The 13790-nt window shown below is 72.1% G+C and carries 10 protein-coding genes; 1 reads left to right on the forward strand and 9 read right to left on the reverse strand.

Features of this window, described 5'->3' with window-relative positions; genetic code table 11:
- Window positions 1–402 precede the first annotated feature (402 nt).
- Window positions 403–1170, reverse strand: a complete 768-nt coding sequence (locus M8J73_RS34295) for a DUF72 domain-containing protein (protein ID WP_249829479.1) — start codon at window positions 1168–1170, stop codon at window positions 403–405.
- Window positions 1171–1233: 63 nt separating this feature from the next.
- Window positions 1234–2328, reverse strand: coding sequence for a DUF5925 domain-containing protein (locus M8J73_RS34300; protein WP_055541249.1), 1095 nt, complete (start codon window positions 2326–2328; stop codon window positions 1234–1236).
- A 112-nt stretch (window positions 2329–2440) separates the two neighbouring features.
- On the opposite strand from M8J73_RS34300, the gene M8J73_RS34305 reads away from it, so the two are divergent.
- Window positions 2441–3856, forward strand: a complete 1416-nt coding sequence (locus tag M8J73_RS34305) for a GH39 family glycosyl hydrolase (RefSeq protein WP_055541250.1) — start codon at window positions 2441–2443, stop codon at window positions 3854–3856.
- Between the two features lie 39 nt (window positions 3857–3895).
- Here the strand turns inward: M8J73_RS34305 and M8J73_RS34310 are convergent, their stop codons facing one another.
- The 7 genes from M8J73_RS34310 to M8J73_RS34340 form a co-directional block, all read right to left on the reverse strand.
- Complete coding sequence (locus M8J73_RS34310; RefSeq protein ID WP_249829480.1) at window positions 3896–7756, reverse strand: lipopolysaccharide biosynthesis protein; 3861 nt, start codon at window positions 7754–7756, stop codon at window positions 3896–3898.
- A complete protein-coding gene (locus M8J73_RS34315; RefSeq protein WP_055537641.1) occupies window positions 7749–8546 on the reverse strand; it encodes a polysaccharide deacetylase family protein in 798 nt (265 codons plus the stop codon). The genes M8J73_RS34310 and M8J73_RS34315 overlap by 8 nt, the downstream gene beginning before the upstream one ends.
- Window positions 8543–9556, reverse strand: a complete 1014-nt coding sequence (locus tag M8J73_RS34320) for a glycosyltransferase family 2 protein (protein ID WP_055537640.1) — start codon at window positions 9554–9556, stop codon at window positions 8543–8545. Before M8J73_RS34320 ends, M8J73_RS34315 begins: the two co-directional genes overlap by 4 nt.
- Complete coding sequence (locus M8J73_RS34325; RefSeq protein WP_055537639.1) at window positions 9553–10398, reverse strand: glycosyltransferase family 2 protein; 846 nt, start codon at window positions 10396–10398, stop codon at window positions 9553–9555. The genes M8J73_RS34320 and M8J73_RS34325 overlap by 4 nt, the downstream gene beginning before the upstream one ends.
- 383 nt (window positions 10399–10781) lie before the next feature.
- Window positions 10782–11876 carry a GNAT family N-acetyltransferase gene (locus tag M8J73_RS34330; protein WP_055537638.1) on the reverse strand — a complete coding sequence of 365 codons (1095 nt, stop codon included), beginning with the start codon at window positions 11874–11876 and terminating at the stop codon, window positions 10782–10784.
- 3 nt (window positions 11877–11879) lie between these two features.
- Complete coding sequence (locus M8J73_RS34335; protein ID WP_055537637.1) at window positions 11880–12269, reverse strand: hypothetical protein; 390 nt, start codon at window positions 12267–12269, stop codon at window positions 11880–11882.
- 278 nt (window positions 12270–12547) lie between these two features.
- Window positions 12548–13753 (reverse strand): S8 family peptidase, encoded by a 1206-nt coding sequence (locus M8J73_RS34340; protein WP_055537636.1) that lies wholly within the window; start codon window positions 13751–13753, stop codon window positions 12548–12550.
- Window positions 13754–13790 lie beyond the last annotated feature (37 nt).

Genomic DNA, 13790 nt, shown 5'->3' on the forward strand with positions numbered 1-13790 from the left:
CCAAAAGACATCTGCCGTGAAAGGTCAGCCGGGCATTAGCGTGGGCCACCAGGACCTCCGGTTGTGGTGAAGACAGGCATCTCCACTACGCCCGGAGGTCTTCTCTTGATCAACTACCGACGCGAGTCACCAACCTCATGGCCGAGTACAACTAGGGCCCTTGTGACGGATCTCCGCGGTGTCGCGACGCCCGGCACTCCCCCAAGCTCTTCGAGCAGGGGGTACCTCCACTCGCCGCACCGGACAAAAGCCCTGGTAGCTCCGCTACGAGGGCTTCCGCCCGGCACTCCCCCAAGCTCTCCGAGCAGGGGGTACCCCCAGAGCACGCACCGAACGCCGCTCCTTCTCCCACGGAGATCCGTCAGAAGGGCCCTGGCGGCCCGGCGTGGCCCGGCGGGGGCGTCAGCCGGGCAGCCGCTCGGGGGTTCTCGTCACCGTCAGCCCCGTTCCGCGGGCCGCCCGGGCGAAGGTCATGGCGTCCAGCACGGCCGCCGCGTGGGGGTCGTTGTTGAAGTAGGCGTGGACGTCGGCGCTGTCGGGCCAGGTGGCGGCGATGCGGTGGACCCAGGTGGTGAGGGCCTGGCGGCCGTAGTGGGGCCAGGTGTGGGCGCGGCCGACATGGAAGCGGACGTAGCCCCAGTCGGTGGTGCGCCACAGCGGCGTCGCGGGGCGGGAGCGGACGTCGGCCCAGCACAGGGCGGCGGAGCGGGCCTCCAGGACCCCGCGCACCTCGTCGGTCCACCATGACTCGTGGCGGGGCTCCACGGCGACGCGTGTCCCGGCGGGGAACCGCGCGAGGCAGGCGTCGAGGAGGGGCGGGTCGGCGCGGAGGGTGGGTGGCAGCTGGAGGAGGACCGGACCCAGCCGGTCCCCGAGGCCCTCGGCACGGCTCATCAGGCGCTCCACGGGTTCCTCGGGGTCCTTGAGCCGTTTGATGTGGGTCAGGAAGCGGCTCGCCTTCACCGCGACGACGAAGCCCGGCGGGGTCCGGTCGTGCCAGGCCTCGAAGGTCTCGCGGGACGGCAGCCGGTAGAAGGCGTTGTTGTTCTCCACGGTGGCGAAACGCGCCGCGTACTCCTCCAGCCAGAGGCGGGTGGGGCAGCCCTCCGGATAGAAGGCGCCCCGCCAGTCCTTGTACTGCCACCCCGACGTGCCGACGAACAGGGTCATATCTCCATCAAAGCACCCGGGCGCCGGACCCATGTACTCGGCTGTACTCGGCGGCCGGGACAGCTACAGATACAGGCCCGCGTCCGCGCCGCCGCGCGGTTCCGGGAGGGACGTGGGCGAGGTGCCCCGGCGCAGGGCGTACAGCTCGGCCAGGGTCGCGCCCTCGCGGCCGACGCCCTCGTCCGTGCCGAGCCAGTTCACCGCCTCCTGGCGGGTCAGCCCGCCGACCTCGATCCGGGCGAGACAGCGGCCGGGGCGGACCACGGCCGGGTGCAGCCGCTCCAGGTCCTCGTTGGTGGTGACGCCGACCAGGACGTTGCGCCCCTGCCCGAGGAGACCGTCGGTGAGGTTGAGCAGCCGGGACAGCGCCTGGCCGGCGGTGTGCTTGGCCTCGCCCCGGATCAGCTCGTCGCAGTCCTCCAGCAGCAACAGACGCCAGCGGCCCTTGCCGGTGGCGTCCTCCTCACCGATCGCGATGTCCATCAGATAGCCGACGTCGGAGAAGAGACGCTCGGGGTCCAGGACGCAGTCGACCTGGCACCAGTCCCGCCAGGACCGGGCCAGCGTCCGCAGGGCGGAGGTCTTGCCGGTGCCGGGCGGGCCGTGCAGCAGCAGGAGCCGGCCCGCGATGTCCTCCGGGGTCGTCTTCATCAGGCGGTCCATCGCGTCCGCCACCGGCGCCGTGTAGTTGGGCCGCACCTCTTCCCAGGTGCCCGCCGAGATCTGCCGTGTCGTACGGTGCGGGCCCCGGCGCGGCGAGACGTACCAGAAGCCCATCGTCACGTTCTCCGGCTGCGGTTCGGGCTCGTCGGCCGCGCCGTCCGTGGCCTGGCCCAGCACCTTCTCCGCCAGCTCGGCGGTGGTCGCGGTCACGGTGACGTCCGCGCCCCGGTTCCAGCGGGACACCAGCAGCGTCCAGCCGTCGCCCTCGGCGAGGGTCGCGCTGCGGTCGTCGTCCCGCGCCACGCGCAGGACGCGCGCGCCCGGCGGCAGCAGGGTCACACCGGTTCGTACCCGGTCGATGTTCGCCGCGTGCGCGTACGGCTGCTCGCCCGTCGCGAAGCGGCCGAGGAACAGCGCGTCGACGACATCGGACGGGGAGTCGCTGTCGTCGACGTTGAGCCGGATCGGCAGAGCGTCGTATGGGTTCGCAGACATGCCGCCATGATCCGTCACGGAGGGCTCGCCGTGCATCCGCTTTGCGTGGCGAGTCGGTTGTCGATGACGGAAGCTCCCCTACCGCCGCTCCCCGCCGTTACTGTTGCCCATGATGCGACGGCATGGGTGGAATTCGGGGGACCGGCGGTGGCGGCTCACCGCGCTCCTCGGTGTGGGGGCGGCCGTGCTGGCCCTGATCGTGACCCTGCTCAACACCCTGCCCGGCGACGGGGGCACCGCCGGCACCTCACGCGACGGCGACAAGGTGCACGGCACACCCGCCGTCCCGCCCGACGACCTCGGGCCCGAGGTCGGCTGGGGCTTCACCCACACCCAGTTCAGCGCGGACGAGGGCAGCCGGGCCGCCGTCGAACGGGTCGAGAAGCGCCTCGGCGAGCGGCCGCTGCCGCAGATCCAGCACATCATGGGCTGGGGCGCCGGCAACCCCGAACCGGTCGAGGGGCGCTACGACTTCGAGGAGATGGACCGGCGCATCGACTTCGTCCGCGCCACCGGCGGCACCCCCGTCGTCACCCTGTGCTGTGCCCCCGACTGGATGAAGGGCGGAGAGTCAGGCGTCGGCGACACGGACTGGAGCCAGTCCGCCCTGGAGACCGCCCCCGAGCCCGAACACTTCCAGGACTTCGCCGACCTCGCCGCGACCGTCGCCAGGCGCTACCCGGACGTGCGGCACTTCATCGTCTGGAACGAGTTCAAGGGCTTCTGGAACAACGCCGAGGCCCGCTGGGACTACGAGGGCTACACCCGCCTCTACAACCTCGTGTACAAGGCCCTGAAGAAGGTCGACGAGGACATCATGGTCGGCGGTCCCTACCTCGTCATGGACAGCCTCGACCCCCGGCAGAAGCAGGACGCGTCGACGTCCCTGAAGGGCCCCTGGGGCGCCATGGACCAGCGGATCCTCGACGCCTTCGACTACTGGGACAAGAACCGGGCGGGCGCGGACTTCGTGGTCGTCGACGGCTCCAGCTACACCGCGGACGACGAGCTGCTGCCGGACGAGTTCGCGGCCACGGAGAAGTTCACGGCGGTGAGCGAGTGGGTGCGGGGGCGCTCCCCGGGGCTGCCGCTGTGGTGGGCCGAGTACTACGTGGAGCCCGCCGACGCCAACGACGACCGCCACGGCTGGTCCGAGACCCGGCGGGTCGCCGTGCAGGCCGCCGGGCTGATCGGCATGGCGAAGGGCGGCGCGACCTCCGCGTTCTACTGGAACCCGGAGGAGCGCAGCGGGGAGTGCCCCGGATGCCTGTGGACCCCGACCGACACCAGCGGCGGCGGCAGGGCGCTGCCCATGTACGACCTGCTCGCCCGGTTCGGCGCGGAGTTCCCGCCGGGCACGAGGTACGAGACGGTGTCGGTGGCCGAGGACGACCGGCCGAACGTGCGGGTGCTGGCCGACGACGACGCCGTGCTCGTGGTCAACACCCTCGACCGGAAGATCAGCGCGAAGATCGACGGGCGGCGGTTCGCGATGGGGGCGTACGAGGTGCGGTGGCTCGAGCGGTGAGCCGGTTCAAGTGGTGAGCCCTCACACCTCGTACGCCCCTCACGGGGCGCCTCCCATCGTCAGGAACCGCTGCACCAGTGACGCGAGGAGCAGCGCCAGCAGTGGCAGGCTGAACCAGAAGCTGCCCTGCAACCAACGGAGTTGCCGGACGCTCGGGCGGGTCGCCACACGTACCACCTCGCGGGTGGTCAGCAGCACGATCAGGGCGATCGTCGCCAGACCGCCGACCACGGACCACGGGGTCCAGGTCACCTGCGGGCCGATCGGCCCGGGGTCGGGCGCGGGGGCCTTACCCGTCTGACCGCGCAGGGCGAAGATCGTCGCGTCCTCGTCGGTGAAGACCTTCCTGAGTTCCTTGCGCGCGTCGAGGTTGCGGATGAGCCGGGCATCCCAGTTCGCGGGGTAGCCCGAGTCCAGCTGGAGGGACGTGGCCTGGCCGCGGTTGACGATGAGGTAGGAGTTCGGGCCCGCGTCCTTGAGCGACTTGACCAGGCCCGACACCAGGACCGGGTCGACCGGTGCAAGCGTCGGCACGTACTCGACCTTCTCCATGTCCCGGGCGCCCCACGGCAGCGCGGGCGTCACCGAGTCGACCGGGTCGTCGCTGAGCCAGAGCAGCCGTACGGTGGGCTCGTCGTGGGCGTACACGTACTCCATGGCGGCGACCTCGCCGGTGCGGACGCGCTCGAAGGGCTCGTTGCCCCAGCGGGCGACGAGAAAGCCGCCGATGAGGACGAGGCCCGCCACGAGGGCCGCCAGAGGGGCGAGGCTCCGCCGGTCCCGGGCGCGCTCCGCGGTGGTCGCGCCGGAGCGCGGGAACAGGGCGAGGGCGGCGAGCAGCGCTGCACCCGGCAGGGCGAACATGAAGACCCGCAGGGCCATCTCGCCGCCGTACGACTGCATCCCGAAGCCGAGGAACGGCACGAAGGTCAGGACGAGCAGGGAGCGTTCGCGGTACCTGTTCCGGCGGCGGCGCAGGAAGCCGTGGCAGGCCAGCAGCATGACCAGGCCGGCGAGGGCCACGCGCGCGTACAGCACGAGTTTGTGCGTGGAGCTTCCCTCGCCGATACGGCCGGAGACCGAGGAGGTGACGTTCCCGCCGACGCCGCCGACACCGCCGAAGAGTTCGTCGAAGTGGCCCGACCAGTACGGCTCGGCGAGGAAGCCCACCCAGACGGCGACCAGGACGGCGAACAGGAGGGGCAGACCGCGCAGTTCGCAGCGGCCGACCAGGACGAGGGCGGCGAGGACGCCCAGCATCACGAACGGGGTGAGCTGGTGGGCCGGGACGGTCGCCGCGTACAGCGCGATGAGGACCACCAGCAGCACCGCGCGCTGCCGGCGGTCGGTGGGCTCCACCTCGGCCTCGCCGGGCCGGACCGTGGCCCACAGCATGCGCGGGGCACGGAACCACACCAGGAGGATCGCCACGAAGGCCAGGTAGAGGAGGTAGGTGAAGCCCTGCGGGGAGAAGTAGTCCTGGCCCACCCAGCCGCTCAGCACGAAGATCCACACGCCCGTCCACCGGGCGCGCCAGTTCGCGCGCACATGGCGGGCGAGGAGGAACATCGGGGCCAGGTAGAGCAGCTGCATGGCGGTGGGCCACCAGCGGACGACCTCCGTGAGGTCGTCGACCCCGCAGGCCCGGGCCACGAACGCGGCCGCCGCGAAGAAGCCCGGCCAGCTCCAGCGGGCGTCGAGGTCGGGGACCGCCGAGCCGGTGCGGTCGATGTGGTCGAGGAAGCCGAGATGCTGCCAGGCCGTCGCGAAACGAGGCTCGGCCTCGATCACGGCGGGCAGCGCGTGCAGCGACACCACGGTGGCCAGCAGCGTGACCAGCAGCAGTCCCCGGTGCTCGCGGCGCAGCCACAGCAGCGAGGCGAACACGGTGGCCAGCAGGGCCGTCCCGACCAGCGTCGGCAGCGGCAGCACGGAGACGAGGCCCAGCCCGTCCATGCCGTCCAGGGCGGAGTCGTCCAGCGCCAGCGCGGGCACCCAGTACAGCAGCAGCGCCGCGACCAGGAGGCAGCCGAGGACGAGCCCGGCGGAGGTGGGCCGCGGCAGCCGCTCCCGGCGGGGCCCGGACGGCGGCGGCTCCGCAGAGGAGGGGGCGGGCGGCGGTGCCGGTTCCCGTCCGTCGGGCTGCCCGGCGGCCTCCGCCACAGCGGACGCCGTGGACGCCGCCACGGCGGCCGCGTCCCGTAGGGCGCCCTCGCTCTCCTCGACCGGGAGGACCTCCCCGTCCACGGGCCGTGCCGGTACGGGTGGCCGGTTGAGGTGGAGCGGCCGGGTCGGCCGGTCCTGGGCCCAGGCCGGCCGGTGGTCCCTGCGGACGGCCGGGGTTCCGGTGGGCGGGGTGCCGGGGCCGGGGCGTACGTCGGGGCGGCGTTCCATGTGGTCGAAGTCGAGGTGCAGGCCGAGGGTGAGGGTGTCGGAGTCGAGCCGCCGGGACCGGGCGACGCTCTCCTTCCTCGCGGCGGACGCCACCCGGCCCAGGTCGGCGAGGTCGCCGTCGGGCGCCGCGTCCTCGGGGACCGCGGCGGGCGGCGCCGTGCGGACGATCCGCCAGAGCCGGGACGCGGCGATCAGCACGATCACCGCGAGACTGGAGATCTCGGCGACCCCCGCGCCCAGCAGACCCATGCGGGGGAGCAGCAGCAGCGTCAGTCCGAGGACCAGGGCGCACAGCAGGCCCTGCAACCAGGCGAGTCCGGCGGTACGGCTCTGGGCGCGCAGCACCGCGAAGTACGTCTCCATCACCACGCGCAGCACGGCGCCGACCGCGAACCAGCGCAGCAGCCCCGTCGCCGCGTCCGCGTAGCCCTGCCCGAACACGGCGAGGATCCACGGCGCACCGAAGAACAGCACCCCGCACACCGGCAGCATGATCCGGGCCATCCGCCGCAGCGCGGCCCGGGTGTTCGCCGCGAGCCGCGCCGGGTCGTGCGCGCCCTCCACGGTCAGCGAGGCACCCATGTTGATGGCGAGGAGGTTGACCGTGCCGCCGATCGTGGTGGTGATGTAGAAGTACGCGTTGTCGGCGGAGCTGACCTGGGCGGCGACGATCACCGGGACCAGGTAGACGACCGCGAGGGAGAACAGCGAGCCGGTGTAGTCGCCCGCGAGAAAGCGGCCGATCTCCCGCAGCGACGGCGGGTGGGCCCGGCCCTCGGTCGCCTTCACATGCCGGGGGACGAGCCGCCGGAACACCAGCCACCCCAGCGGCAGCACGGACACCGCGATCGCCGCGACCCAGGACACGAACACACCCATGGTCGGGATCGCCGTGGCGAACACCACCAGCAGCACCAGCTTCACCGCGGAGAACACGGTGTTGCCGACGGGCACCCACAGCGCGCTCCGCAGCCCGGTCAGCACCCCGTCCTGAAGGGTCAGCAGCGACCAGGCGACCACCGCGAGGACGAAGAACACGGCGTCCACCGGGTCGTGCAGGAAGCGGTACGAGGACCCCCACAGCTTGAGGGTCAGCAGGAACCCCCCGGCCGCGAGCGCCACCGCCACCGAACTGCCCGCGTACGTACGGAAGACCAGCCGTCCCGTGGCGCGCCCCGCGACCGGGATGAACCGGGCGAGGGCCCCCGTCAGCGTGAGCGCGGCCAGCCCCGCCAGGAGTTTCATCGCGGCGATCGCGGCGGAGCCCTGCCCGACCGCCGCCTCGGTGTAGTACCGGGCCGCGGCCAGCCAGAAACCGAGGCCGAGCACGGCCGAGATACCGGTGTTCAGCATCAGGGCGTAGGCGTTGCGGAACAGCTGGTTGCCGCCGGCCCCCCTGCCGAGGCCGGGCAGCCGCAGCCGGCGGGCGGGGCCGGGCCGCTGTCCGGCGGTCTCCGCGGTGCCGGTGTCGGCCTGCCCGGCCGTGGTGGTCGTCGTGTCAGACACGGGAGCGGATGGCCTTTCCCACCTGGCGAGCTCTTCGGACCATGGCGTACCCCTTGGTGAGGGCACGGTCCCGGGCGAAGCCACGGGCGATGGCGCGGCCCTCGACCAGCCGCTCGAACTCCTCGGCCCCGGTGGAGCGCCGCACGGTGACCCGCCGCAGCGCGTACGGGCCCTGCCGGCGCCGGGCGAGCGCGTTGCCGACGGCGAGCGCCTGCGCGAACCCCGTCTCCCGCACCGCGACCCGCACCCGGCGGCTGGAGTAGCCGTACGGGTAGGCGAACGAGACGGGCGGGGTGCCCAGTTCGTCGGCGACGATCCTGCGGCAGCGCCGCAGCTCGAACCGGAGCCGGTCCTCGTCGAGCATGTCGAGCTGCGGATGGGTGTGGCTGTGTCCGCCGATCTCCACGCCGTGGTCGGCGAGTTCACGGACCTGGTCCCAGTCGAGCATGGTGTCGAGGGCGCCCCCGTCGTCGTACGGGCCCTTGATCCAGGCCGTGGAGACGAACAGGGAGGCCGCGAAGCCGTGCTTGGCGAGGACGGGCAGGGCATGGCGATGCACGCCCTCGTAGCCGTCGTCGAAGGTGATCAGCACGGGCCGGGCGGGCAGCGGGCGACCTGAACGCCAGCTGTCCGCCAGGGTGGCCGTGTCGACCGGGGTGAGACCGAGGTCCCCGATCACCGCCATCTGCTCCGCGAACGCCTCCGGTGTCACGGACAGGGCACGGGTGGCATCGCGCGGAGCGGTGGCGACCGCGTGGTACATCAGGACCGGTACGGCGTCCTCCGTCATGACGAGCCCCCCTCGTCCCCCTCACCGACCGGGATCCCGCCGACGGAGAACGTGACTTCGCCACGGCGGGCCCGGACGCTCCCCACAACGTACCCCCCGGCCGCCGCCGTGACCCCGGCGACGATGGCACCGGCGCGGCCCGCGCCGCCCCGGCGGCCGAGCAGCGCGTCCCGCAGGCCGCGCGCCACCCCGGCGGGCAGGACGCGCGTGGTGTAGCGGCGCTCCGACTCCAGGCCCTTGCCGGCGCCGACGCTCCGCGCGACCAGCGCCTTCGACAGGCCCTCGGCGTAAGTGCGCGCCCGGAAGTACCCGAAGCGTTCGCGCGCGCCGGGCACCCGGTGGTGGATCACCGCCCGGTCGTCGAGGAGCAGGATCGCGTCCGGCCTGGCGCGGGTCAGCCGGATGCACAGCTCCGTCTCCTCGCAGCCGAGGGGGTGTCTGTCCCCGTCGCGGCCGATCCCGGTGGCGAAGCCCCCGGCCGCGTCGAAGGCGGCGCGGCGGAACGAGGCGTTGCCGCCGAGCACATTGCGCACCCGGGCGACCCCGCCGGGCAGGCCCTTGTAGGCGCAGCCCACGACCCAGTCGAACTCCTCGGGGAACCAGGCCGGGCGGCGGCCGGAGGCCCAGACGGGCACCGTACGGCCGCCGACGGCCATGACGCGGGGGTCGGTGTACCCCTCGGCGAACCAGCGCAGCCAGTCGCGTTCGGCGACGGCGTCGTCGTCGAGGAAGGCGATGATCTCGCCGGACGAGGCGGCGATGCCCGTGTTGCGGCCGGCGGACAGGCCGCGGGGGCCCGCGTTGGCGAGCACCCGGACCTCACCGCTCTCCCGGTGTTCCTTGTACTCCCTGGCCAGACGCTCCAGCAGGGCCTGGTTGTGGTCCACCACCAGGAGCGTCTCCAGGGCCGGCCGGGACTGCGCGCGGACCGAGGCGACCGCCGCGAGGATGTCCTCCCAGCGGTCCTCGGTGTACGCGCAGATCACGACCGAGACGGCCGGTCCGTTCAAGATGCCTCTCCTCGGCCGGAGACGAGCATCCTCGCGTGCGAACGGCGCCGCAGCGCGCGCCGGTTGGAGCGCTCCTTGAGGATCACGTGCAGGACGCGCAGCCCGTCGCGCACGGCCCGCAGATTGCTCGCGCCGTGGATGCGGAGGTACTCGTGGCTCGGTATCTCCTGCACCCTGAGACCGGCCTTGACGACCCTGATGTTCATCAGGGTCTCGACCTCGAACCCGGTGCAGTCGAGGTCGATCTTGTCCAGGCAGTGCCGCCAGAAGGCGTTGTAGCCGTAGCAGAGGTCGGTGTAGCGGGCGCCGAACTTGCGGTTGACGACCGTGCACAGCGCCCAGTTGCCGAACTTGCGGATCAGGGTCATGTCGTCGGTGGCGCCGCCGTTGGCGAAGCGCGACCCCTTGGCGAAGTCCGCGCCCGAGACCAGGGCGGAGACGTAGGAAAGGATCTCGTGGCCGTCGGCCGAGCCGTCCGCGTCGACCATCACGATGATGTCGCCGGTGCACGCCTCGAACCCGGTGATCAGGGCGTCCCCCTTGCCCTTGCCCCGCTGCGGCACGATCTTGACGCCGGGCCACACCTCGCGGGCCACCTCGACGGTGTCGTCGGTGGAGTTGCCGTCGACGAGGACCACTTCGTGGATCCAGTCCGGCAGTGTCTTGAAGACGTACGGGAGGTTCTCCGCCTCGTTCATGGCGGGGATGACCACGCTCACCGGGGGAGCGATGGCCAGATGGGTGGAGACCGGCCGGTACTTGCCCGAGGCGACCGTACTGGTGTCGTCGGGCTCCTCGGCCGTGTCGGTATCGGATATCGCCGGGCGCAGAACTGAGCTCATGAGTCTGGTCCCTCTCGTCCGGTGGACCGCCCGCCCCTGGGCGGTCCGGCTATGTGTCCGGTTCGAAAGGGGGGTTCTCACCCATGGCACGCGAAATCGATCTCCGTATCGACCCCTTGGTGCATGACAGGGTGAGCTGGCAAAGCTGGCCGACTGTCGCGACTCGGCAGTCGGTCGCGCGGCACGACTCGGCGACAGATGCGCTCACCGAGTGCGGCACCCCCCTACCGCGCCCCGCGCCGGGACCGTCACGCCCCTCGAGCCCTCCCCTTGGGACCACTGTCGACGGACCGATGCGGGTGGATGTAAGACGGTATTGATGGTTGAGCCCGTATGGCAAGGCCTACTACGAGGCCTCACATTTTTGTTGTTGTGTCCGTTGCCTATAGCCCTGACCGGATTTTGCCTATCCGTTTCAGCGCTCTGTCCGCCGACGCGAACAACTCCGGCCTGGCCAGCACGGCGTTCCGCAGCGCCCGGACGGGAGCGCGACGGGCCCGGTGCCCGAGCGCCACGGGGTGACGCCGGGTGACCCACCCCTCGGACACGGAGATCTCCCGTGTCTTCAGGGAGTCCTTGTACTGCTTCTGGCCCCGGCCGAGATCCAGGTACGCGATCCCGTCCGCGGCGCCCTCCTCCGCCATGTGCAGATGCAGCAGCAGCCCCGGCGAGAACCGCGCGAACGCCGGGTCGTACGCGGGGAACCAGCAGGTGAGCACCCGCTCGGAGCGGAGCCCGAAATGGGCCGCGACCGGCTTGTCGTCCGCGTACAGCACGGACAGCTGGCCGGCGAAGGAGTCGGAGCGGGTGTGGAACAGCTGCTGGCAGAGCCGGATGATCCACGGGTGGGCGAAGCGGTCGCTGCGACCGGTCCTGCGGTACTGGGCGGACTTCCAGGCCATCAGGGTGCGCAGGACCTCGGGGTCGCGCTCGTCGTGCACATAGCGGACCTCGCGCACCGCGCGGCCGAGCCTGCGTTCCTTGGCGAGCGTCGAGCGGAGGAACTTCGGGGAGTCGGTCCGCAGTCGGCCCAGGTAGGCCTCGTAGCCCTGTTCGAGGTCCATGACCGGTGACGGGAAGGTCCCGGTGACGTGGTCCGCGAACGGCGTCTGGCCCTCCGCCAGGTGGTCGAACTCCCAGACGACGAGCCCGCAGGCCCGCAGCAGCGCCTCGGCGTCCCAGGTGAATCCGGGGCGGTGGACGACGCCCTGGCAGTCGGACAGTCCCAGGCCGACGGCCCGGCCCACCCCGACGGCGGTTCTCTGGAACGGGAAGAACGCCGCGGGTTCACCGCCCTCGCTCAGGACCGCGATCCGCACCCCGCGCCGGCACCGGCCGACGGCGAGGGCGAACTCGGGGGACAGGAACGGGTTCGCCAGCTCGGGCGTGCCGTGGAGGTGTGCCTTCGACTGCAGGGCGGTCCAGGCCGCCCGGTCGGCGGCGCTCAGTTCGCCTGGGCGGTACACGCTGATGTCCACGTCTCAGGTCCGTCTTCTCTCCGTACGGCCGCGCACGCGCCGTACCAGGCTCAGCAGGAGAACGAGCGAGCTGATCACGGTCACGGCCGTGATCCCGCCGGGTACCGACCAGGAGTGGGTGGCGATCATGCCTTGTGCGACGAGGAGGTTCACCGCGATCGCGCCCGCGACGGACGCCACGACACGGCCGAAGGGTTCCAGTCCGCGCAGCGCGGCCCCCATGGCGGTTCCGGGCGCGACGAGGAGGAAGAACAGCGTGAACGGGCCGCGCAGGACCGAGTCCGCTTCGGTGAACGCGAGCACCGCGCCGGTCCCCGCCACGGCCGCGGCCACGCCCGCGAGCAGTGGCCCGCCACTGTCGGACAGGGATGGCTTGGTACTCAAGGTCTGCATTGGCGACTTTGCCCCCCGAAGCGCCGGATGCCGGGCTTCAATGTCGCTCAGCGGGCGCGGGACAGTCAAGATGCGGAACTCGACGGTGCGCGCTCGCGCGGAGGTCGGCGGAGAAGCGACGGCGGGGGGACTTCCGGGTCCGGGGACGAGGACTCCCCGGAGGCGGCGGGCGCCTCCGGGGAACTCGTGTGCGGACGGACCGTCCCCTGTCAGGAGGGACCTCAGGAGGCCTCAGGGACTCACCGGTCCTCGGGAGACCGGGGACGGGCCGGCCGGTGTCACGGGACGATCTGGAGCAGGCGGTTCGGGGAGCCGGAGCCCGGGCTGGTGACCTTGCCGGTGACGGCCCCGCCGGTCAGTGCCGTGGCGACCTGGGCCGGGGTGGCCGAGGTGTGGCCGGCCAGGTAGACCGCGGCGGCGCCCACGACGTGCGGGGTGGCCATCGAGGTGCCCGAGATGGTGTTGGTGGCGGTGTCGCTGGTGTACCAGCCGGCCGTGATCGACGAACCCGGGGCGAAGATGTCGAGGACCGACCCGTAGTTCGAGTAGCTGGCTCGGGCGTCGGTGCTGGTGGTCGCGCCGACCGTGATCGCCTCGGTGACCCGGGCGGGGGAGTACGAGGAGGCGTTGGCGCTGCTGTTGCCGGCCGCGACGGCGTAGGTCACGCCGCTGGCTATGGAGTTGCGGACGGCCGTGTCGAGGGCCGTGGACGCGCCGCCGCCGAGCGACATGTTGGCGACCGAGGGGCCGCTGTGGTTCGCGGTCACCCAGTCGATACCCGCGACGACGCCGGCCGTGGTGCCCGAGCCGGAGTCGTTGAGCACGCGCACCGCCACGATGTTCGCCTGCTTGGCGATGCCGTAGGTGGAGCCCGCGATGGTGGTCGCCACGTGGGTGCCGTGCCCGTTGCCGTCCTGTGCCACGTTGTCGCCGTCGACGGCGTCGTAGCCGTTGGTGGCCCGGCCGCTGATCTGGGAGTGCGTGATGCGGACGCCGGTGTCGATGACGTACGCCGTCACGCCGCTGCCCGCGGAGTCCGGGTAGGTGTACGTGCCGGAGAGCGGCAGCGACGCCTGGTCGGAGCGGTCCAGGCCCCAAGGGGCGTTGGACTGGGTGGCGTCGGCGGTGAAGATCTGGTTCTGCTCGACGGAGGCGACCGCCGGGTCGGCCGCGAGTCTCCTCGCCTCGGCCGCCGAGAGCTCGGCCGAGTAGCCGTTGAGCGCGGACCGGTAGGTCCGCTTTACCGTGCCGCCGTACTCCTTGACCAGGCTCTTGCCCTCGCTGGAGGCGGCCTTGAGGCCCGTGCCCTTCTTCAGGGTGACGAGATAGCTGCCCTTGATGGCGGTGGGGGAGTTCGCCGCGAGCACCGTGCCCTCGGCGGGGGCGGCCTGGGCCGGCAGTGCGGTCGGACCGCCGAGCAGGGCGGCCGTCGCCAGGGCGGTGACGGCGGTGACACGGATCCTCTTGCTGCGCAGGTGTGCCATTACGAGGGAGTCCTCCTCATGGGCGGCGCACGCCAGG

Origin of the sequence: Streptomyces neyagawaensis (genome assembly GCF_023516595.1) — a bacterium.
Lineage (GTDB): Bacteria > Actinomycetota > Actinomycetes > Streptomycetales > Streptomycetaceae > Streptomyces > Streptomyces neyagawaensis.

What these genes read in the sequence shown, in the direction of transcription:
- M8J73_RS34295 (WP_249829479.1), bottom strand. Translation starts at nt 1,170, where the DNA reads ATGACCCTGTTCGTCGGCACGTCGGGGTGGCAGTACAAGGACTGGCGG.
- M8J73_RS34300 (WP_055541249.1), bottom strand. Translation starts at nt 2,328, where the DNA reads ATGTCTGCGAACCCATACGACGCTCTGCCGATCCGGCTCAACGTCGAC.
- M8J73_RS34305 (WP_055541250.1), top strand. Translation starts at nt 2,441, where the DNA reads ATGCGACGGCATGGGTGGAATTCGGGGGACCGGCGGTGGCGGCTCACC.
- M8J73_RS34315 (WP_055537641.1), bottom strand. Translation starts at nt 8,546, where the DNA reads ATGACGGAGGACGCCGTACCGGTCCTGATGTACCACGCGGTCGCCACC.
- M8J73_RS34325 (WP_055537639.1), bottom strand. Translation starts at nt 10,398, where the DNA reads ATGAGCTCAGTTCTGCGCCCGGCGATATCCGATACCGACACGGCCGAG.
- M8J73_RS34335 (WP_055537637.1), bottom strand. Translation starts at nt 12,269, where the DNA reads ATGCAGACCTTGAGTACCAAGCCATCCCTGTCCGACAGTGGCGGGCCA.
- M8J73_RS34340 (WP_055537636.1), bottom strand. Translation starts at nt 13,753, where the DNA reads ATGGCACACCTGCGCAGCAAGAGGATCCGTGTCACCGCCGTCACCGCC.